The sequence below is a fragment of the Phycisphaerales bacterium genome, from assembly GCA_040221175.1.
Classification (GTDB): domain Bacteria; phylum Planctomycetota; class Phycisphaerae; order Phycisphaerales; family UBA1924; genus JAHCJI01.
The window spans coordinates 331545-351789 of record JAVJVK010000001.1 but is presented as its reverse complement, the minus strand read 5'-3'; the positions used below and the strand labels follow the sequence as shown (position 1 = coordinate 351789).

Annotated in this window: 17 protein-coding genes; 6 read left to right on the top strand and 11 right to left on the bottom strand. The window is 66.4% G+C overall.

Going from position 1 to position 20245, the window contains the following annotated elements; translation table 11 throughout:
* Nucleotides 1-9 precede the first annotated feature (9 nt).
* Together RIE32_01485 and RIE32_01480 are read left to right on the top strand one after the other, a co-directional pair.
* Nucleotides 10-3231, top strand: coding sequence for an amidohydrolase family protein (locus RIE32_01485; protein ID MEQ9094917.1), 3222 nt, complete (start codon nt 10-12; stop codon nt 3229-3231).
* Nucleotides 3231-4577: an amidohydrolase family protein gene (locus RIE32_01480; protein MEQ9094916.1), complete on the top strand. Its 1347-nt coding sequence runs from the start codon at nt 3231-3233 to the stop codon at nt 4575-4577. The genes RIE32_01485 and RIE32_01480 overlap by 1 nt, the downstream gene beginning before the upstream one ends.
* A 3-nt stretch (nt 4578-4580) precedes the next feature.
* On the opposite strand, the gene RIE32_01475 is transcribed toward RIE32_01480, so the two are convergent.
* Nucleotides 4581-5165 carry a hypothetical protein gene (locus tag RIE32_01475; GenBank protein ID MEQ9094915.1) on the bottom strand — a complete coding sequence of 195 codons (585 nt, stop codon included), beginning with the start codon at nt 5163-5165 and terminating at the stop codon, nt 4581-4583.
* A 19-nt stretch (nt 5166-5184) separates the two neighbouring features.
* Between RIE32_01475 and RIE32_01470 the strand changes: the two genes are divergently transcribed.
* Nucleotides 5185-6540, top strand: a complete 1356-nt coding sequence (locus RIE32_01470; protein ID MEQ9094914.1) for an aminotransferase class V-fold PLP-dependent enzyme — start codon at nt 5185-5187, stop codon at nt 6538-6540.
* A gap of 26 nt (nt 6541-6566) precedes the next feature.
* Nucleotides 6567-7106 carry a cysteine dioxygenase family protein gene (locus RIE32_01465; protein MEQ9094913.1) on the top strand — a complete coding sequence of 180 codons (540 nt, stop codon included), beginning with the start codon at nt 6567-6569 and terminating at the stop codon, nt 7104-7106.
* Nucleotides 7107-7124: 18 nt separating this feature from the next.
* Here RIE32_01465 and RIE32_01460 read toward each other — a convergent pair whose 3' ends face one another.
* Both RIE32_01460 and RIE32_01455 read right to left on the bottom strand, forming a co-directional pair.
* Nucleotides 7125-8087: a hypothetical protein gene (locus tag RIE32_01460; GenBank protein MEQ9094912.1), complete on the bottom strand. Its 963-nt coding sequence runs from the start codon at nt 8085-8087 to the stop codon at nt 7125-7127.
* A gap of 36 nt (nt 8088-8123) precedes the next feature.
* A complete protein-coding gene (locus tag RIE32_01455; protein MEQ9094911.1) occupies nt 8124-8813 on the bottom strand; it encodes a hypothetical protein in 690 nt (229 codons plus the stop codon).
* A gap of 176 nt (nt 8814-8989) precedes the next feature.
* On the opposite strand from RIE32_01455, the gene RIE32_01450 reads away from it, so the two are divergent.
* Together RIE32_01450 and RIE32_01445 are read left to right on the top strand one after the other, a co-directional pair.
* Entirely contained in the window at nt 8990-9796 is an 807-nt protein-coding gene (locus RIE32_01450) for a PEP-CTERM sorting domain-containing protein (protein MEQ9094910.1), read from the top strand.
* Between the two features lie 100 nt (nt 9797-9896).
* Entirely contained in the window at nt 9897-10661 is a 765-nt protein-coding gene (locus RIE32_01445; GenBank protein ID MEQ9094909.1) for an NAD-dependent deacylase, read from the top strand.
* Here RIE32_01445 and RIE32_01440 read toward each other — a convergent pair.
* The 8 genes from RIE32_01440 to RIE32_01405 all read right to left on the bottom strand — a co-directional run bounded on the left by RIE32_01440 (nt 10658) and on the right by RIE32_01405 (nt 20201).
* Nucleotides 10658-11116, bottom strand: coding sequence for a GNAT family N-acetyltransferase (locus tag RIE32_01440; GenBank protein ID MEQ9094908.1), 459 nt, complete (start codon nt 11114-11116; stop codon nt 10658-10660). The genes RIE32_01445 and RIE32_01440 overlap by 4 nt on opposite strands.
* 11 nt (nt 11117-11127) lie before the next feature.
* Complete coding sequence (locus RIE32_01435) at nt 11128-12099, bottom strand: SDR family oxidoreductase (protein MEQ9094907.1); 972 nt, start codon at nt 12097-12099, stop codon at nt 11128-11130.
* Entirely contained in the window at nt 12096-13127 is a 1032-nt protein-coding gene (locus tag RIE32_01430; protein ID MEQ9094906.1) for an NAD-dependent epimerase/dehydratase family protein, read from the bottom strand. Before RIE32_01430 ends, RIE32_01435 begins: the two co-directional genes overlap by 4 nt.
* Nucleotides 13128-13154: 27 nt before the next feature.
* The gene (locus tag RIE32_01425; GenBank protein MEQ9094905.1) at nt 13155-13895 is read right to left on the bottom strand and encodes a LysM peptidoglycan-binding domain-containing protein; all 741 of its coding nucleotides are present in this window, start codon (nt 13893-13895) and stop codon (nt 13155-13157) included.
* Between the two features lie 4 nt (nt 13896-13899).
* Complete coding sequence (secD, locus tag RIE32_01420; GenBank protein ID MEQ9094904.1) at nt 13900-17466, bottom strand: protein translocase subunit SecD; 3567 nt, start codon at nt 17464-17466, stop codon at nt 13900-13902.
* A gap of 70 nt (nt 17467-17536) precedes the next feature.
* A complete protein-coding gene (gene yajC, locus RIE32_01415) occupies nt 17537-18046 on the bottom strand; it encodes a preprotein translocase subunit YajC (GenBank protein MEQ9094903.1) in 510 nt (169 codons plus the stop codon).
* A gap of 79 nt (nt 18047-18125) precedes the next feature.
* Nucleotides 18126-19391, bottom strand: a complete 1266-nt coding sequence (tgt, locus tag RIE32_01410) for a tRNA guanosine(34) transglycosylase Tgt (GenBank protein MEQ9094902.1) — start codon at nt 19389-19391, stop codon at nt 18126-18128.
* Nucleotides 19392-19394: 3 nt separating this feature from the next.
* Nucleotides 19395-20201 (bottom strand): rhomboid family intramembrane serine protease, encoded by an 807-nt coding sequence (locus tag RIE32_01405; GenBank protein MEQ9094901.1) that lies wholly within the window; start codon nt 20199-20201, stop codon nt 19395-19397.
* Nucleotides 20202-20245 lie beyond the last annotated feature (44 nt).

The following is a 20245-nucleotide window of genomic DNA, read 5'->3' as shown; positions in this document are numbered from 1 at the left end:
GCTGGCCGCATGAACAGAACCCTGCGACTTGCCTTTCATCGCCTGGTCGCCGCGGGCGTGGCGCTTGCCACCGGCGCAGCGGCCTTGGCACAGCCGACCCAGCAAACCACGAGTGACTCACCCCTTGCCGACCGGCCCAACGGTCCGCGGCATGCTGAGCCTGGCCGATTTGCGCTGGTTGGCGGCACAGTGCATGCCCGGCCGGACGAGGCGCCCTTCAAGGGCACGGTGTACATCGAGAACGGGCGGATCACGCTGGTCGATCGGGACGGCGGAGCGCCACCCGCGGGCTTTGCGATCGTGGATGCCGAGGGATTGCACCTGTATCCGGCATTCGTCGAGGCCTACTACGAGGTCGACGTTCCGTCGCCGGGCGAACCGGGCACGCCGGGCGTGCACTGGAGTTCGTTGGTGACGCCCCAGCGATCGGCACTCGATGCGCCCTGGATCGACTCGGGCTCTCGGGAGAGCTTGCGGAAGCTGGGATTCGGCGCCGTGGGCATTGCTCCGCAGCGCGGCATCTTCCGCGGCTCGAACTCGGCAGTCTCGCTGGCAGAGCCGCAGGGCGACGCGAGCGGATACCGGCCCAGCGTGCTCCGCGAGAACATCGGTCAGGTGCTGGCCTTCGAGAGCAGCGGCTGGGGCAGCCGAGCGTACCCAACGAGCCAGATGGGCTCGATTGCGCTCGTCCGGCAGACGCTGCTGGACGCGCGTTGGCAGGCCGAACAGGACGATGCGCCCGCCAACGCGCTGACACCCTTGGAGGATGCCGGCGTGGCGCTCTGGTTTGACGTGCCCGGCGAGCTCGAAGCGCTGCGCGGGATTTCGATGGCGCGAGAGTTCGACCGACCGGCCGTCATCATCGGTAGCGGCACCGAGTACCAGCGGCTCGATGCGTTGAAGCATGAAGCCGAAGAAGGCGACTTGACGCTCGTCGTGCCCTTGCGGTTCCCCAAGGCGCCCACCGTGAAAGCGATTGCCGACACCGAGGCGATCGACCTCAACACGCTGATGGAGTGGGAGCAGGCGCCCACCAATCCGCGTCGGTTGCAGGAAGCGGGCTTCGACATCGTGCTGACCAGCAGCAAGATTCCTGGCGGCATCGGCGGCCGCAACGGCTTCCACAAGCTGCTTCGCCAGGCCATCGAGATGGGGCTGAGCGAGCAAGACGCGCTGGCCGCCATCACCACGCGTCCTGCCGATCTGCTCGGCATTGCCGACGAGGTTGGCACGATCGAGCCCGAGAAGCTGGCCAACGTCATCGTCTCGACCGGGCCGATCTTCGAGCAGGATTCGAAGATTTTGGACCTGTGGGTCGAGGGGCGGCGTCACCAGATCAGCCTGCCCGAGGCCGACACGCTGGAAGGCACGTGGGAACTGACGCTCGCCGGCCGGTTCCGGCTTGACCTGACCATCGACGACAAGGGCAAGGGCACCATCACCGACCCGGGAGCCGAGGTGGCCGAGGGCGAGGACAAGCCCAGCACCAAGGCCGTGCTGGAGCGGTCGGTCGACACGCTGACGGTACTGTTCGATCACGAACCCTTCGGCATGGAGGGCGTGTTCACGCTGACGGGCACGGTCAGCGGCGACGAGATCATGGGCGCAGGCGCCCGGCCCGACGGCCGGCCGTTCGAATTTTCTGGTTCGCGCCTGGCGACCGATGACCAAGCCGAGAACGGCGAGGAAGAAGCGAAGAAGGACGAGGCCGACGAAACCGAGTGGCCGCCCGAGGACCTGGGCGGCTATCCGTTTGGCGCGTATTCGGTGGCCGAGATTCCCGAACAAGGCGCGGTGCTCATTACCAACGCCACGATCTGGACTGCCAGCGACCGCGGCATCATCGAGAACGGGTGGATCGCCATCGAAGGCGGCGAGATCCTGGCGGTCGGCCAGGGCCTGGCGCCCAGGCGTGGCAACCCCACGGTGATCGACGCCAAGGGCAAGCACGTCACGCCCGGGCTCATCGACGCCCACAGCCACACCGGCACGTGGAGCGCCGGCACGAACGAGAGCGGCCAGGCGGTGACCGCCGAGGTCCGCATGGGCGACACGACCGACCCGAACCCGGTGAACTGGTACCGCCAGCTTGCCGGCGGGGTGACGACCGTGAACACGTTGCACGGCTCGGCCAATCCCATTGGCGGGCAGAACGTCATCCAAAAGGTCCGCTGGGGCGCGGTGCACCCGACCGACATGCACTTCGAAGGCGCCAAGCCGGGCATCAAGTTCGCCCTTGGCGAAAACGTCAAGCAGAGCAACTGGGGCAGCGACTTCAACAGCCGCTACCCGCAGACGCGCATGGGCGTCGAGACGCTCATCCGCGATCGGTTCGTGGCGGCGAAGGAGTATGCCGACAACGGCATGAAGACCGCCAGCGGCCGCACCGACACCGAGCTGGAAGCGCTGGCCGAGATCCTGAAGGGTGAGCGATTGATCCACTGCCACAGCTACCGGCAGGACGAGATCCTGATGCTCTGCCGCGTGGCCGAGGAGTTCGGCTTCAAGATCGGCACGTTCCAGCACGGGCTGGAGTGCTACAAGGTGGCCGAGGCTGTGAAGGAGCACGCCATCGGCGCGAGCATCTTTACTGATTGGTGGGCGTACAAGGTCGAGGTGCAGGACGCCATTCCGTACGCGGGGCCGATCCTGCACGAGGCGGGCGTGAACGTCAGCTTCAACAGCGACAGCGACGAACTGGCGCGGCGCATGAACGTCGAGGCGGCCAAGGCCGTCAAGTATGGCGGGCTGTCGCCCGAGGAAGCCATCAAGTTCGTCACGATCAATCCGGCCATCCAGTTGGCCATCGACGACCGCGTCGGTTCGCTGGAGAAGGGCAAGGATGCCGACCTGGTGATCTGGAGCGGCGATCCGCTCTCGACCATGAGCCGGGCCGAGCGTGTCTTCGTCGATGGGCGCGAGTACTTCAGCATCGAGAAGGACAAGGCCCACCGCGAGCGCATTGCCAGCGAGCGCGAGCGGCTGATCCAGAAGCTGATGCGCGAGCAGGCCAGGCTGAAGAAGAAGCAGGCCGACGGCGATGACGATGTCGAGGGCCTGGATCCCAAGGAAGACGAGCCCCAGCGGCAGGAAGACGAGCCGGGCCGGCCGGGCATCTACGCCTGGTTCTACGGCCAGAACGGGCACGCCGGCGCGGGCGCGAGCATGTGCGGCGCGTGCGGGGTGATTCCCACCGAGTACCTCGAGATGATGGAACGGGAGGCCCGCTAATGCGCACGGCTATCGCAACACTGACGACCCTCGCGCTGGCGGCCGCCGGCTTGGCCCAGGACCTCACGCCCCGCGGCGAGGTGCCCGACCACCCCATCGCCATCACGGGTGCGACCATTCACACGATGGTCGAGGGTGAGGCGCCGATCGAGGACGGCTGGGTGATGTTCCAGGACGGCAAGATCACCGGCGTGGGTTCGGGCGAGCGCATGTTCATCGCGACGACTCGGATCATCGACGGCACGGGCAAGCACGTGTACCCCGGCATGATTGCCGCCGTCACGCGGCTGGGGCTGACCGAGATCGGCTCGGTCCGCGCCATGCGAGACTACAACGAGACCGGCAGCGTGAAGCCCGAGGTTCGTGCCGTTGTCGCGGTCAATCCCGATTCGACCCTCTTGCCCGTCGCGCGTAGCAACGGCATCCTGCTGGCGGGTACTTTTCCCACCGGCGGGCTGGTGAGCGGGCAGGCGGGCGTGATCAAGCTCGACGGCTGGACGTGGGAGGACATGACCGCCAACGCCAACGCGGGCATCATCCTCAACTGGCCAAGCGTGCGCGATCGACACAGCCCCTTCGGCGGCGGTCGAAATCTCTCCCAGGACGACATCCGCGAGCGAATCCTCCGCGTCGACGAGTTGTTCGACACGGCCGAGGCTTACCGCGACGCGCGGGCTGCCGACCCGGCCACGCCCGTGGATCTGAGGCTCGAGGCGATGCAGGCCGTCTTGCCCGGCGCCGAGGACCAGAAGCCGCTGATCATCAACGCCGATAGCGTCGAGCGGATCCAGTCGGCGGTCTCGTGGGCGGCCGGACGCGGGCTGAAGGTCATCATCCAGGGTGGTCGCGATGCGCCGCTGCTGGCCGAGTTGCTCAAGAAGCACGACGTGGCGGTCATCGCCGAGGGCGTGCACACCTTCCCGCGTCGCAACGACAGCGACTACGACGAAGCGTTCACGCTGCCGGCCAGGCTCGATGCCGCGGGCCTGCGGTGGTGCCTGGCGCCGGGCAACGTCGACGAGAACGTCCGCAACCTGCCCTACGAGGCGGCGATGGCCGTGGCGTATGGCCGAGACTTGGGCTTCGACGAAGCCGACGCCATGGCCTCGATCACGTGCGACGCGGCCGAAATCCTGGGCATCGGCGAGGACTATGGCACGATCGAGGTGGGCAAGAGCGCCACGCTGCTGCTGACCGACGGCACGCCGCTGGAGATGACCACGACGATCGAGGCGGCGTTCATCGACGGCGCCCCGGTCGACCTTGGCAACAAGCAGACCGTGCTGCGGGACCGTTACCGCGAGAAGTATCGCCGCGAGGGCATCATCGACGGTGACGACAACTGAACGTCAGCCCGGGGCCAGCACGAAGTCGTTGCTGGCCACGACCTCCTGCCCGTCGGCCATCGTGGCGCGGTAGACCACGCGGATCGTGAGCTTGCCCGCGAAGCTGCGGTAGGCCACGTTGCCGTCCTGCCGGGCGGCTTCGAGTTCGTCGAGGGCTTGCGGCAGCCAGGCGGGCATGGCCTGCTGGGGCACCTCCAGCACGTAGGTTCGGGTCACGTTGTCGTAGTGGCTCCGGTTAGTGGCCAGATCATTGAGGTTGATCTCTTCCCACGCCACGGGCGAGATGCGCTCTCCGTCCACGTCTCCCGAGGCGAGCAGTTGGACCTGCACCAGGCCCAGCCCCTTTACTTGGTCGTCCCACGCATCCAGGAAGAGGAAGTGGACGCGCAGTCGCCAATCGCCATTGCGCGATGTCGCGGCTCGGGTCAGCGGATGCACCAGCACGCGGTTGGGCACGAAGGGGTAATCGGGTGGAGCCTTGGTCCAGAGCCCTTCGCTCCACGGCTGCTCGGGCGCGGCACAGCCTACCAGGCAGGCGGCGCTGCCCCCGGAGATCATCAGCCACGTTGCAAGACCACGGCCTCTCACGCCGCAACGATACCCGCGTATGACTCACGACGATCCACGGCAGTCCCAAGAGTCCCCACCACCACCAGCGCCCGCCGCTCGATGGTGGATCCACGAGCCGGGCGTCACCTTCCTCAATCATGGCTCGTTCGGAGGGTGCCCGCAGGCCGTGCTCGAGTCCCAGGCCGCGTGGCGGGCCCGGCTGGAGGGCGAAGCGGTGCGGTTCTTCGCCGAGGACCTGTTCGGCCTGATCGATTGGGCCCGCGCCGATGTTGCGCGGTTCCTGCGGTGCGACGGGGACGGCCTGGTCTTCGTGCCCAACGCGACGACCGGGGTGGCCACGGCCATCCATAACCTCATCGCCAGCGGGCAGGCGGCCCAGGGTAGCGAGATATTGGTGACCGATCACGAGTATCCCGCGTGCCTCAACAACGTGCGTCACATGGCAAAGGCCGCCGGGCTGGGCGTGGTCATGGCGGCGTTGCCGTTCCCCGACGCCACCGAGCAAGGCGTCATCGATGCGGTGCTCGCGGCCGTCACGCCGCAGACCCGGATCGCCCTGCTGAGCCACATCACCAGCGCAAGCGCGATGGTGATGCCGATCGCCGAGTTGGTCGAGGCGCTCGAATCTCGCGGCGTGCGCGTCGTTGTCGATGGCGCCCATGCACCCGGGCACGTCGAGCTAGACGTCGGCGCGCTCTCGCCCAGCTACTACGCGGCCAACCTCCACAAGTGGGTGTGCTCGCCCAAGGGTTCGGCCGTGCTCTGGGTGCATCCCGAGCAACGAGCTCGATGCCGACCGATGATCCTGTCGAATCTGGCCAACAAGCCCATCGAAGGACGGCCGCACCTGCACACCGAGTTCGACTACGTCGGAACCAACGACCCCACAGCCGTGTTGACCGTGCCCGCCGCGCTTCGTGTGATGGCAAGGATCGCGCAGGGGGACCCGCCAAGGCGCTTCGCAGCCGAGCCCTTCGATACGTCCCGGGAGACCGACGCGCTGGATGCGGCGTGGGGAACGATTCGCAAGCGGAATCGCACGCTCGCACTTGAAGCCCAGCAACTTCTGAGCGATGCACTTGGGACTTCGGCTCCCGTTCCCGAGTCGATGACCGCGTGCATCGCCATGGTCTCGCTGCCCTCGTTGTCTTCGGAAGCATGGTCGCGGCTTTCGCAGCGGCCGACGAAGCATGCCGACGCGCTCCAGGACGCATTAATCGCCAATTGGCGCGTACAGGTGCCCGTCATCCACCCCCCGGGCGACAACTCGTCCCAGGGCCCGCTTCGTTGCGTCCGGGTTTCGGCCCAGCTCTACAACAGCCCCGAACAATACGGATACTTGGCCGACGCACTGAAGGCCGAGCTTGCCGCAGAGGACCGCACGGTGGCATAAGCCCCGTATACTGACGCGTCTGACCCATGAGTACGCCCGAAGCCACATGCCCCGTGCCGCCCAAGCTCGCCGATCTGGCGGGCTATCTGGCATCGCTGGATGGCCGTGCCGATCTCAATGAGCTCGCGCGGCTGCTCGAAGCCGTCGACATTACCCGGCACGACATCGCACCGGCCTGCGTGTTCGGTTCGCGTGGGTATCGGCGCAACACCATCGCCAGCGGGCGCTGGTTCGAACTGCTGGCACTGTGCTGGCGAAGCGGCGATTGCACGCCCATCCACGACCATGAGGGTTCGAGCTGCGCGTTCAAGGTCATCGAGGGCCGGGGCACGGAGATCCGCTACGAACCCACGGCTTGTGGCATGGTGTGCCCGACGGGCCGCCGGATGCTCGAGCCGGGCATGGTGTGCGCCGCCGAGGACAACGACATCCACCAGGTCGCCAACATGCAGGCCAAGGGCATCGACCTCATCACCCTGCACATCTATTCACCGCCCATCAAGCAGATGGGCACCTACGACTTTGCGTCGGGCGAGCGCGCCGAAGCGAGCCCCGAGACTTCCTGACGAACCCTTGGGCCACTCTCAGGCCAGACCAACCGCGGCGTGCAATTCACGCAGAAGGCTCGCTGTCCGTTCGTGGGGCACGCTGTGGAGCACGATGGCGTCTGCCTCATCGTTCGCGCCCGGCCCGAGCGTCTCGTGCGCCTCGGCTCGAACGGTCGCGGGCATATCGAGCCCGACGAGCGCGATGGTCGAGCCCTTGTCGTTGCGTGTCGTGGCGCAGGCGACCGGTCCGGCGGGCCAGGCATCCGAAGCCACCAGCGTGCCCTCACCAGCCAATGCGGCATGCCGAACGCGAACGGGCAAGCGGGCGCCCTGGGCCATCTCGGCCGCATCGATCGAGAGCACGCGAGCCCCGTGCCTTGACAACGCCGACATGGCAGGCCAGCCCAGTTCCGCAATGCACCGAGCCTCGGGCACCAGGGCCGGGTCGGCGGTCATCACGCCCATGGCATCGGTGTAGATCTCGCAGAGTTCGGCGCCCAGCGTGATGGCCATCGCGACGGCCGTGGTATCCGATCCGCCACGTCCGATCGTGGCGCGGTCGCCGCTCTCCAGTTCGCCCTGGAAACCCGCTATGACGGCGATGCGGCCGCTGTCCAGCACCGCCCGCACCCGGCTGGTGTCGATGCGTCCGATACGGCTGCGTCCGTGCGGACCATCGGCCGAGATGCCCGCCTGCCGTGCGTCGAGCCCGACCGCGGCTCCCCCCAGCGTATCGATGGCAATGGCTGTAAGGGCGACGGAGACCTGCTCTCCGGCCGCGAGCAGTTGGTCGAGTTCACGAGCCGGCGGGTGTGCGTCGATCTCCATGGCCGTACGCAGCAGCGCATCGGTCGTGCGCCCCATCGCTGATACCACCACCACGACCTGGTGACCCGCGCGGGACGCGTCGACGGCACGCTGGGCGCACAAGCGAATTCGAGCCGCGTCGGCCACGGACGTGCCGCCGAACTTCTGCACGATGAGCTTGGGCGAAGGCACGTTTCGATCATTGGAGGGGCTGGCAGCGAACAACGATCATCTGGCGGCGGCCAACTCGGCATCGACCGACCAACCAAGCGACTCGAGCGCCGCACACCACCGTTCGCGGCAGGCGTTGGCCCGGTCGGCCACGCCCGGGTCCCTGGCCCGCTTTCCAGCCGCGGCCTCCCACCACCACGCACGCCAGATCGGTACGTCCAGATCCAGCGCCATCTCGGCCACCTGTACATCGCTCAGGTCCATCAGCGGCGTCTGTATCTCGAACACGCTTACGCCGTGCTCGACCGCATCGAGGGTCACCAGCCGGGAGACCAGCAACGCGCGGTCGAGTTCTCGTGCCAGGCTTTCTACGCCGGGCACGTCGTCGATGCCTGCGGGCTTCTCCAGATCGAAAGTACCGGCCTGCCAGGGACACACCAGCGCCGCGTAGCCGTTTGACAGAGCCTGATGCACCGCCTCGGTGAGATACCTGGTGCGGCGGTGCCCGCTCGAGAGCGTGGCGGGCGCCACGGCCGGAAAGTCCAGGCATTCGACGGCCTGGGACTCGGCCAGCAGGCGAATCCGGGCGGCGATCGCCTCGGCGTGGTCGGCGGCGACCGGGGCCGCGAGCACGCCGATCGCGTCGGCAGACCGCTGTGCATCCTGGATCAGGCTCAGGGCGACCATGCCCGGCAGGTCGCCATCACACAGGACGAGGGTTTTCTTTGAAGTGTGGACTGGTGCCATGGGCTGATTATCGGCAGACCGGGGCGTGCTGGCTGCCGCAGGAATCCGGCGAGCATCCGTTCGGAGCCAATGCACGTCCGGACTTCAGTATTTTTTGTGAATTTGCTGGCGATCCCGCAGTTCCGGGGCATGTTGAAGGTGAGTCTCTATCAAGAGAAGAGAGCGGGAGATTGACTATGAAGACACCGAACATGTTCCTGATGCTTGCGGCGGGCGTGGCCCTTTCGGCCTCCCAGGCTGCCATGGCTCAGTACGACACTGGCGACAGTTGGCATCGCGCCAGCGATTGGGTGCCCGGCGTGGTGCCCGGCGGCACCGTGTTTAACCCCGGCCCCGGCTTTGACGGCGTGGGCGTGTGGCAGTACGAGTATGCCGAGGGCGGCGACGGCCTCGGAAGCGACAGCCCCTGGTATACCCAGGAAACCACGATGCTCAGTTGGGACAACAACTGGTGGGGCCACGGCTTTGGCGCTTGGAGCCAGGGCAACGACGTGAACCCCCCCATCCGCCAGGGCAAGATGACCCACAACCTCGTGGGCTCGGACTACAACGAGGCGCCCATCGTTCGCTGGATGCTGCCTAGCGGCACGCCCGAACTGATGGTCGACATCAACGGCCAGTTCGATGTGCTGTGGACCGGAAACGAATTTCGTGGCACTGACATCGACGTCGAGCTCGTCATCGCTCGAGAGAGCGCTTCGGGTGAATTCGACGTCATCTTCAGCGACGTGCTGAGCAAGCCCACCGCTGGCGTGAGCGTTGGTGATACGGCCAGCTCGATGGTGAACCTGTCCGACGTGACGCTTGCCGATGGCGACTCGCTGGTCATCTCCGGCCGTGGAGTCTCGGGCGTTGGCTTCACCGAGGGCCGTTGGATCGACATCAGCGACGACCTGACCATCAGCGTCGCTCCGGTGCCCGCACCGGCTTCGCTGGCCCTGCTGGGCCTGGGTGGCTTCGCCGCTGCCCGTCGCCGTCGCTAATTGCGAGCCGGCACCCCTCTTCTCGGGGGGCTCATCAAGACCCACCAAAAGTCCCGGGCTGGATTCGTCCAGAACGGGGCTTTCTTCTACTCTCTCTGCGATGCCTGCCAACCACCAATGCTCGGACCTTCAGGCCGTTGCCGATCTGCTGAAGCAAGCCGAACGCGTGGCCGTGCTTACCGGCGCCGGCGTCTCGGCCGAGAGCGGGATTGACACCTTCCGCCAGCCCCAGACCGGGCTCTGGGCCCGATACGACCCGATGGAACTGGCGAGCATTCAAGCCCTTCAGCGTGACCCGAAGATGGTCACGCAGTGGTACCACTGGCGCTTTTCAAGCTGCGCCCGGGCCGAACCCAATGAAGGCCATCGAGCGCTCGCCGAGTTGCAGAGCATCAAGCGTGCTGCTGGCGGCGATGTGGACGTTCTCACCCAGAACATCGATGGTTTGCACCAGGCCGGCGGAGCGCAGGACGTCGTGGAACTGCACGGCTCGATCCTGCGCTGGCGTTGCCAGAAGACCGGCGACATGCGCCCGATCCAGGAAGTCGATTTCTCCGACTTCCCCCCCAATTCCGAGGCCGGCGGCGTGCTGCGGCCCGACATCGTGCTGTTTGGCGAGATGCTGCCGATAGATGCACTCGAGGCCGCTGAGCGGGCGGTGATGTCGTGCGACGTGTTCCTGACCATCGGCACGAGCGCGGTGGTGTACCCGGCGGCGGGGTACATCGACCTGGCGATCTCGCGCGGCGTGCCAACTGTGGAGATCAACCCCGACGCAACGCCCATGACGGGCTCGGTGACGCACGCGCTGCGCGGGCCGAGCGGGGTGGTGCTGCCCGAGTTGCTGCGGCGCGTGCGAGGCTAGCCGAGAGCGATGCGATAGCAGCGGATGTCGCAGACGGGCTCGAAGCCGAGGGCCTCATGAGCGGCCTGGCTGGCGAGGTTGTCCATCTCGGCGTCGGAGGCGAATTCGGTGCAGCCCTGCGATCGCGACCAGTGCTTGGCCGCCTCGACGAGCGCCTTACCCACGCCCCCGCCGCGGCAATTGTCGTCGACGAACCAACCTTCTAGGTAGCCCACAGGCGAAGTCTCGCAGCCCTCGGCGAACTGGCGGAGGGAAACCTCGGTCATGCCAACGCGCTTTTCGCCCCGCCATGCAATCAGCACAACGTGAGGAAGGTGATCAATGGTGCCCGAGTCGAAGTACTCGGCGACCATGCGTTCGGCGTGGGGCGTGATCCAGTCGGGGCCAAGGGCCTTCCGCATCGCAAGCCAGTGCGGCGCGTCCGTGCGTGTAGCGGGCTTGATGGCGATGGCCATCGCGGCGATTCCTAGTAGTTGGGCGTCGGCGCCCGGAAGCTGTCGATGTCGATCGTGCGAAAGTACTCGATGGTCGCTTGGAGGCCTTCACGCAACGCAACCGTCGGCTGCCAGTCGAGCTTCTGCTTGGCGAGGGTGATATCGGGCTGGCGCTGCTTGGGATCGTCGATCGCGGCGTCTCGATGCACGATCGTTGACTTTGAGCCGCTGAGTTCGATGACCATCTCGGCCAGTTGCAGGATGGTGAACTCGCCGGGATTGCCGATGTTGACCGGGCCGGGGAAGTCGTCGGGGCCGTGCATCATGCGGTAGATCCCCTCGACCAGGTCGTCGACGTACTGGAAGCTGCGGGTCTGGCTGCCGTCGCCGTAGATGGTGAGGTCCTCGCCGGCCAGGGCTTGGCGGATGAAGTTGGAGACCACGCGGCCGTCGTGCGGGTGCATCCGCGGGCCGTAGGTGTTGAAGATGCGGACGACCTTGATCTTGACGCCGTTATGTCGGTGGTAGTCGAAGAAGAGCGTCTCGGCGGCGCGTTTGCCCTCGTCGTAGCAGGCGCGCGGACCGATGGTGTTGACCGCGCCGCGGTAGCTCTCGGGCTGGGGGTGGACCTCGGGATCACCGTAGACCTCGCTGGTCGAAGCCTGGAGGATGGTGGCGTTGCACCGCTTGGCCATGCCCAGTAAGTGGATGGCGCCAAGCACGCTGGTCTTCATAGTCTTGATAGGGTTGTACTGGTAGTGGCCCGGGGCGGCGGGGCAGGCAAGGTTGTAGACCTCGTCGACCTCGAGCCACAGCGGGTGCGTGACGTCGTGGCGGATGAGCTCGAAGTTGGGCCTGTCGAGCAGGTGGGCGATGGTGCTCTTCTGGCTGGTGAAGAAGTTGTCGACGCAGATGACGTCCTGGCCGTCGTTCACCAGGCGTTCGCACAGGTGCGAGCCGACGAAGCCGGCGCCGCCGGTAACGAGGATGCGTCGAATGCTCAAGGCGTGGCTCCCGCGGGCGTGGTCGTGTGGCGTTGCTTGAGGTACGCGGCGTAGGCCTCGATCGTTCGCACCGGGTCGTGCTGTGCCGTGAACCCCAACCCCCGAGCCGTCTCGCTCATATTGGCCAGCGTGAAGTCCTGGTAGAAGCGTCGCACGCTCTCGGGCATCTCGAAGTACTCGGTGGCCAGTTCGGCCTCGCCCAACCCCAGCCCGCGACGCACGGCGTCGGCCAATTCGTTGAAGGTCGTGGGTTTGCCACTGCCGAGGTTGTACACGCCGGGCGTGGGCTTCCTAAAGTCGCCCAGGCCAAGGCCTGCAAGCACGCAGTCGACCACGTCGTCCACGTACACCTGGTCTCGCGCCTGATCACCGGGTGTGAACAGCCGCGGCGCCTTTCCTTCGAGCATCTGTTGGGCGAGCTTGTAGGCCATCGACGCCATCGGCCCCTTGTTCGATTCGCCCGGACCGAAGACGTTGAAGAAGCGCAGGCCCACGATGTGCGCGGCCGGATCGCGTGCCTGCACGCGCCGATGGCTGTTTTCCATGACCCACTTGCTGAAGCCGTAGATGTTGTCGGGCGTGCCCGCGGCGTCGAGGGAGAACGCGACGCGCTGGGCTGCCTGCGGCGGCGTGCCATACGTGGCCGCGCTGCTGGCGTATACGAGCCGATGGCCGGTTTCGCTCGCCGACTCGAGCAGTCCGTCCCATGCCGGGCCTGCGTTCTCGTCGAGCATCTGGGCCTCGTCCTCGACGGTGGTGTCCGTAATGGCCGCCATGTGCACGATGCCCACCGGCCGAGGTCCCAGAAGCGTGTGGAGGAACGACCAATCCTGGGCGATGACCTCGCACGAGACCGGGCCCAGGTCATGCCGCTCGTAGGCCTCGATGAGATTTCGGAACGAACCGACACGGAAGTCGTCGATGCAGATGACCTGGGCGTCGGGCCGGGCACGCGAGAGCGCCGCGCAGCAGTTGGAACCCACGAAGCCGGCCCCGCCGGTGACGATGTAGGTGGATGGCTCGCTCATGGAGCCAAGGGTAGGTCGTAAAGCCAGCTATTTCGGCTCCGCGGGAATATGGAGCACCTGCCCAGCCCGGATGCCACGGATCGACTTGAGGCCCAGTCGCTCGCGGTTGTAGGCATAGATGAACTCGGCGTGACGGGTGGTGTCGTAGTACCGCTGGGAAATGCCGCCAAGGGTGTCGCCATTCCGCACCACGTACTCGGTGTACTCAGCCTCGGGCGGGTCGGCGGGCGGCGCCGTAGTAGGATTGCCATCGGCGTCGACGAGCAACCCCTGCACGTTGTCCGGGTCGACTGGAACGCGCCAGACCTGCCCCGGAGTCAGGCGACGAGGATCCTTGTAGGGATTCGCCTGGGCGATGATGGGCGCCAGCGATTTGTCCCCGTAGTACCGACTGGCGACATCGCCGAGATTCCGATCGCTGGCCGTCGTCGTATGCAGATGGAACCGCGGCGGAAGCACGCCGAGCACGCCCGAATCGTGAACGATCGGGTCGACGATGGCGGGAGGTTCATCGGCCGGCGGTTCGGGATCCAAGGCCTCCGCGTATTCCACGGGATCGGAAGGCGGCAACGCCGCGATCGCGGACACATCGTCCGTGGCTTCACCGGCATCCTGCGTGGGCGGCTCGTTCGTGCTGGCCATCACCACCGGCGCCTCGCGATGCACGGGCCAAAGCCAGTAGACCGCGTTCCATAAGCCAGCCAGGGCGAGCAGCCCAATCGCGGTCTGCCGCAGGGAGCCCTGGTTGGCCTTGGGCGCGTCGGACATGCTCCTACCTCATCGGCTGGTCCGGGTCCTTGGCTGTCGTGGAACCCGGCTGGGGGCCCGAGAACGGGTTGTCTCCATCCGAAGCACCGCCACGATCGGTACCCCTTGCCGAGGGATCGGCCTTCCGCGACCACACCAGCGGAGCTGCCACGGCCACCGACGAGTACGTACCGACCACCATGCCCACCAGCAGCACGTAGGCAAACGGGCGCAGGCCCTCGCCGCCGGCAAAGTAGAGCACGATGACGGCGAACAGCGTGGTGCCCGAGGTAATGACCGTTCGGCTGAGCGTCTGATTCACCGACAGGTTCACCACGCGCCGGTTGGCGTACGGCAGCTTGCCGCGATTCTCGCGGATGCGGTCCATGATGATGATCGTGTCGTTCAGCGAGTAGCCGATGATCGTCAGCAACGCGGCAACGGTGTTCAGATCGATGCGGAACGGAAGCACGTTGAAGAAGCTGGCCACCCGAGCACCCGTGGGGAACTCATAGATTAGCTCGGCCATGGCGATCATGCCAAGGGCCAGGATCACGTCGTGCGCCAGCGCCGTGAGCGCCACCAGCGAGTAGCGGACCGAGCCGAATCGCACCCAGATGTAGATCGTGATCAGGACGAAGCTGATCACCACCGCGAAGACGGCGCGGCCGCGGAATTCCTCGGCAATGGCCGGGCTGAAGTTGCTGACGCTCGCCAGCGTCGTCGAAGTCGTCAGCGCACCGCGCACCAGGTCCCACTCGAGCTGCCCCACGTCCTGCCACCAGCGATCGCGATCGCTGAAGTAACTAGTCATCGGGTCGATCGTGAGGAGCACGGCCGAGCGAACGCTGTCATCCTCGTACCGCTCCAGTACGCGCAGCTCACGCGGGCGTCCGAGCGTCGATGAGAAGTCGGCCTGCCCGCGCAACAGGTCGATGCGCTGCTCGATCTGCGTGAGCGTCTGGCCTTGCGTGATGTTTTCCAGCACGACGGCCGCACCGCCAACGTAGCCGTCAATCTCGTCGCGGTACTGCGGCCGACCGATGTGCGAGCCAAGCGGCGCCGGACCGGTGATGGGATAGACCGGGCCGCGGCGGGCATCGGCGACATCCGCCTGGTCAAAGGTAACGGCGGCCTGGACGTCCAGCACGTCTTCAAAGGCACGGGCCAGTTCGTCCTGGACTTCATCCGAATTGGTCGCCAGGGTCTTGATCTGGAACGTATCGCTGGTGACCCCATCGTCTTCGGGGTCCAGCGGCACGATGTCGGCCTGTTCCAGGAGCTTGAGCTGGCTTCCGTCGGGCGCTTCCTCGGCGACGCCCATGACCCGATCAAGGACGTCCTGGCGGGTGAGCATCTTGGGCTCGCCCGCTTCGTTCTCGCCGAAGCGCAGCACCACCTGTGTACCGCCCACGAACTCGGTGTCGAGCATGCGGTCGCGCTGATTGACGATGAGCGCCACACTCGCGAGCACGGCGAACAGCGAAATCGCCCAGCACACGTAGCGGGCCTTGATCCAGTCGAAGTTAGGTTCAAGCACGCGGTCGATGATCGGCAGCGCCGTTGCCAGCATGGCCGTCCTGGGCTTGCCCAACGCCTTGATGTTGGCGTCGTCCACCAGCACCGAAAGCAGCAGCCGGCTGATGATCAGGGCGGAGATCATGGTGCACACCACGCCCACGCCCAGGGTGATCGCAAAGCCCTTCACTTCCTGCGTGCCCACGCCCACGAGCACGACGCAGACGATGAGATTGGTCACGTTGCCATCGACGATGGCCGACAAGGCGCGCTGGTAGCCCAGCTTGGCCGACTGGGCCAGGTCGAGTCCGTTGCGAAGCTCTTCGCGGATGCGCTCGAAGATGAGCACGTTGGCGTCGACCGCCATGCCGAAGGTCAGAACCACGCCGGCGATGCCGGGCATGGTGAACGCCGACTGGTTGAGCGCCATGGCCCCGAGGATCAGAGCCGCGTTGCAGCCCAGGGCGATGACCGCCACGGCGCCGTACGCAAAGTAGTAGAGCATCATGAAGATGCTGACGGCGATCAGCGCATAGACGCCCGCACGCAGCCCGCTCTCCAGGTTGTCCTGGCCCAGGCTCGGGCCGATGGTGTTCTCGCTGATGGGCTCGGGGCTCAACCGTGCCTGCAGGGCGCCTGCGTTCAAGATCTGGATGATGTCGCGGAGCTCTTCCAGCGAGAAATCGCCCGAGATGCTGCCGCTGGTCGAGATGCGGCCCCGCAGCGTGGGGGCGGTGATGATGCGATCATCGAGGATGACCGCCATGTTGTCGCCCACGTGCTCGCCGGTCAGCTCGCCAAGCCGCTGGCCGCCCAGCGTGTCCATGTTGAAGACGATGTTGTTCCGACCGATCTCGTCGCGGCCCATGTAGGCCCTCGAGACCTGCCACTCGCCCTCGGCACTGGTCAGGCGGTTGCCGATCTGGTCCCACACCAGCATCCAGTACATGCCGTCGTAGGGCTCGACCACGAAGCCCCGCGATGCGAAGAACGAGACGGGGTCGGCCTCGAGGGCCTCGGCCTGCGCGAGCGTGTCGAACCACGACTCGACCTTGGCCAACCGCAGCCACACCGCACCCTCGGGGTTGGCATTGCGCGGACCGACCTCTCGGAGTTCTTCGCGAAGGGCGGTTTCGTCCGCCCGGCTGTTCGCCTCGACCGTGATGCGGAAGTCAAGCTCGCCCGAGCCTCGCAGCAGACGCTTGAGGTCCTGCGGATCGTCCAGCGAGCGGCGCTCTTCGGTGTACGTGGTGTAGGCGGCCAGCACACGTTCCAGCTCGGCCTGCAACGAGCTTTGGCCTTGGCCGTCGGCCGGAGCGGCCCGCTCCATGAGCGACGTCCACGCCCGCTCGAAGGGGCTGGGAAGCTCGACGACTTCCTTGAGCTCCGAGTCGATCTTGCGCGTGGGCGTGCGGCTGAACTCCAGCACGCGGCGCACCTCGGCGGGCGTGATCGAGAGCTTCAGCGCCTCGCTACGGGCATCGTCATAATCCAATGACGCCAACGCGGCTTCGGTCTCCGCGTCGTCGAGCGCCGACTCATCGGGCGATTCCTGGCTGAGGAGGTTGCGATACGCCTGCTCGGCTGCGACCAAGCGGTCGTAGGCTCGAGCGGCATTCTGCAGGCGATCGGCCAATTCGAGACTGTTCTCGCGGATGCGCTCGATCGCCGCCGCGCGGGCGTCGGGCTCTTCGCCCATCAACCGCTCGAAGCGCACCGGATCGATGGTGTACTGCTCGATCCGCTCGAGCTCGGCCTCGAAGTCTCGCCGAAGCTGCTTGACGGTCTCGGTGGGCAGCGGCATCGTGATTTCGAGGCGGTCACGCCCCACCGGCACGATGCTGATGTCCATCTGGTTGCCCGGATCGATGCGCTCACCCAGCACGGTCGCCAGTTGGTTAAGGATCTCCTGGGCATTCTGGCCAGGCTCGATCTGCACGGCATAGGTGAGCGTGACGCCACCTGCAAGATCCTTGCCCAGACGCAGCTTTTCTTTGGGGGGCATGAAGCCCCAGATCGCGAAGGCGAGCATCGCCATCGCCAGCAGGCCCCATCCCAGTCGGTTACGCATCATGTGTCGCGATTCCTCGTCGAGCGTGCTCGCTCGCCCGGCGATCCGGGCGCGTGCCGATCTCTCTATCAGTTCAGGGGTTGGAAGGCGCCGGCTCGGTCTCGGTCTCGGTCTCGGTCTCGGCCGGCTGGGCGTCGGACGAGCCGCCGCGCGAAGAAAGCACCTGCTGAATGGCGCTGCGGGCGAAGCGGACGCGGTTCTGGCCCGCGTCGTCGACCTTCAGCACAACCTCGTCGGTGCGTACTTCGGCAACGGTGCCGATGATGCCGCCGATGGTCTGGACCTTGTCCCCGCGCTTCAGGGCATTGAGCATTTCGTCACGCTCGCGCTTTTCCTTCTTCTGGCGGCGACCGCTGGTGAAAATCATCATCACCAGGAACACGCCCATGCCCAGCATGAGGATCATGATGGGATCGAACCCGCCCGGTCGTGCAGGCTGGGCGGGCTGCGTACCGGTCCCCGGCGCGCCGGTCGTGCCCTGGCCCGTGGCGCCCTGGCCGGTTGCGCCCGCGGGCGCCTCGCCGCTCAGCGGAGAAGCCTCCTGATACGCCAGGCCCAACGAGAAGCCCGTCAGGTCGGTCACGGAAAGAGAATTCGGCGGGAGCAAGCCTTCCACGGAGCGCGGTCCTGTTCGTTTCTGGGCCCGGCGAGTGCCGGACGGATCATTCCTCACCAACGCCGGACGGGCCGACGCGGGGGGCATGGTAAGCGGCCTGCGGGATGCCCGACGCCGCACCGGGCCAGCGAACCGCGAAGGCGGCCCAATCGTCGCTGGCGATGGTCTTTCGCAGCTCGCCCATCAGCCGCTGGAAGAACCTCAGGTTGTGCAGCGACACCAGGATCGGCCCGAGCATCTCCTGAGACATGAACAAATGCCTGATATATGCCCGGCTCGCGGGCCGCCCGGCGGTGGGCTGGCAGGCGGGGCAATCGCAGCCGGGCTCCAGGGGCTCGGGATCCTCGGCAAACTTTGCGTTCCGCAGCCGGATCTGGCCCTCGGGCACGAATGCATTGGCGTTGCGCCCATTCCTGCCCGGCAGCACGCAATCGAACATGTCCACGCCCGCGCACACGGCGGCGACGATGTCCCGGGGGTAGCCCACGCCCATGAGGTATCGAGGCTTGGCCTCGGGCAGCAGCGGCGCAGTGAAGCGCACGATGCGGGCGATGTCTTCGCTGGTTTCCCCTACGCTGACCCCGCCGATGGCGTAGCCGGGCAGGTCCACGCCCGTCACGCGCTCTGCCGACCAGCGGCGGGCGTCCTCGTCGGTGCCGCCCTGGACGATGCCGAAGAGGGCCTGGGCGTCAGACCTGGCGTGGGCCTGCTTGCAACGCTCGAGCCAGCGAATGGTCCGCTCGTTGGCGGTCTTAAGCCGCTGGGCATGGTCGTAGTTACCCTTGATGCGGTCGCGCTCGTGGGCGGCCTGGAGCTTCAGGCGTGTCTGCGAAACCGGGCCCTCCCCAAGATCGACCGCCGGGGGGCAATCATCGAAGGCCATGATGATGTCGGCGCCGATCTTGTTCTGGATCTCCATCGACACCTCGGGCGTCATCCGCAGCTTGCGCCCATCGATGATCGACCGGAAGGTCACGCCGTCCTCGTCGATGGCGTTGGTGTCGGCCATCGAATACGCCTGGTAGCCGCCCGAGTCGGTCAGGATCGGACCGTCCCAGCCCATGAAGCGGTGTGTACCGCCCATGCGGTCGATGAGTTCGGGACCGGGCCGCAGCCAGAGGTGGTAGGCGTTGTTCAGCACGACCTGCGCCCCCACCTGACGCAGTTGCTCGTTTGTCACGCCGCGCACGGTGGCGCGCGTGCCGACGGTCATGAACGCAGGCGTGTCGAACGTGCCGTGGGGCGTGGTGACCGTCCCCACCCGGCCGGCCGTCACGCGGCTGCGCTGCGAGATGTCGAAGGTGATGGCCATCGGCTAGCCGTGGCGCTGCCGGTCGGTCGCCTGGCGGAGCGTGGCCCGCTCTGCGTCGGTCAGGCTGCCCAGGCCCGAAGCCTGGACCTTCTCGAGCACGCGATCGACCTCGGCCTGGCTCGCACCGCCACCGCCCCTGGGCGTGCGGCCCCGCTTGGGTGTCTTGGGCTTGCGCGAATCGCCCAGCACATCGAAGAAGTCGATGAGGTGATGCGTGTTGCGGATGAAGTAGAAGCCTGCGATGGCGCCGCCCAGGTGGGCCGCCTCGCCCCCGGCGTTGTTGCTGCCCAGCAGCAGCATGAGCAATGCCAGGGCCACGAAGCCATAGGCAAACGTCTTCATCTTCATCGGGATGGGCGGGAACAGCAACTGCACAGTGGCATTGGGCGCGATGTATGCACAGGCCATGACCACGCCGAAGACGCCGGCCGAAGCGCCGATGAGCGGGGTGGCCGGGTCGTTCATGAGCAGGCCGGGCACGCGGAGCCCCAGCACCCCCCCGAGCAGGTTCAGCAGCAGGTACATCAGCCCGCCGAAGATGCCGCACACCAGATAGAAGGCCAGGAACTTCTTGGGCCCGAGTTGGTCTTCCACGAGCCGGCCGAGGAACCAGATGCCCAGCATGTTGAAGGCCAGGTGGAGCAGGCTGCCGTGGAGGAACTGGAACGTCAGGAACCGCCAGAAGCCCAGGTGGAAGATGGCCTCGGTCGTCGAGAAGTGGCCCCAGATGAAGAACGCCTGCCACACGCCGGGGGCGACGTACTTCACCAGTTCGATGATCACGTTCACCGCGATGACGAGCGTGCACATCGAGAAGGGCAGTCCCCCCGTCCGACCCGGCCGAAGGCCCGGCG

What these genes read in the sequence shown, in the direction of transcription:
- RIE32_01405 (MEQ9094901.1), bottom strand. Translation starts at nt 20,201, where the DNA reads ATGTGCACGCTCGTCATCGCGGTGAACGTGATCATCGAACTGGTGAAG.
- RIE32_01455 (MEQ9094911.1), bottom strand. Translation starts at nt 8,813, where the DNA reads ATGGCACCAGTCCACACTTCAAAGAAAACCCTCGTCCTGTGTGATGGC.
- RIE32_01470 (MEQ9094914.1), top strand. Translation starts at nt 5,185, where the DNA reads ATGACTCACGACGATCCACGGCAGTCCCAAGAGTCCCCACCACCACCA.
- RIE32_01445 (MEQ9094909.1), top strand. Translation starts at nt 9,897, where the DNA reads ATGCCTGCCAACCACCAATGCTCGGACCTTCAGGCCGTTGCCGATCTG.
- RIE32_01450 (MEQ9094910.1), top strand. Translation starts at nt 8,990, where the DNA reads ATGAAGACACCGAACATGTTCCTGATGCTTGCGGCGGGCGTGGCCCTT.
- RIE32_01440 (MEQ9094908.1), bottom strand. Translation starts at nt 11,116, where the DNA reads ATGGCCATCGCCATCAAGCCCGCTACACGCACGGACGCGCCGCACTGG.
- RIE32_01425 (MEQ9094905.1), bottom strand. Translation starts at nt 13,895, where the DNA reads ATGTCCGACGCGCCCAAGGCCAACCAGGGCTCCCTGCGGCAGACCGCG.
- tgt (MEQ9094902.1), bottom strand. Translation starts at nt 19,391, where the DNA reads ATGGCCATCACCTTCGACATCTCGCAGCGCAGCCGCGTGACGGCCGGC.
- secD (MEQ9094904.1), bottom strand. Translation starts at nt 17,466, where the DNA reads ATGATGCGTAACCGACTGGGATGGGGCCTGCTGGCGATGGCGATGCTC.
- RIE32_01485 (MEQ9094917.1), top strand. Translation starts at nt 10, where the DNA reads ATGAACAGAACCCTGCGACTTGCCTTTCATCGCCTGGTCGCCGCGGGC.
- RIE32_01465 (MEQ9094913.1), top strand. Translation starts at nt 6,567, where the DNA reads ATGAGTACGCCCGAAGCCACATGCCCCGTGCCGCCCAAGCTCGCCGAT.
- RIE32_01480 (MEQ9094916.1), top strand. Translation starts at nt 3,231, where the DNA reads ATGCGCACGGCTATCGCAACACTGACGACCCTCGCGCTGGCGGCCGCC.
- RIE32_01430 (MEQ9094906.1), bottom strand. Translation starts at nt 13,127, where the DNA reads ATGAGCGAGCCATCCACCTACATCGTCACCGGCGGGGCCGGCTTCGTG.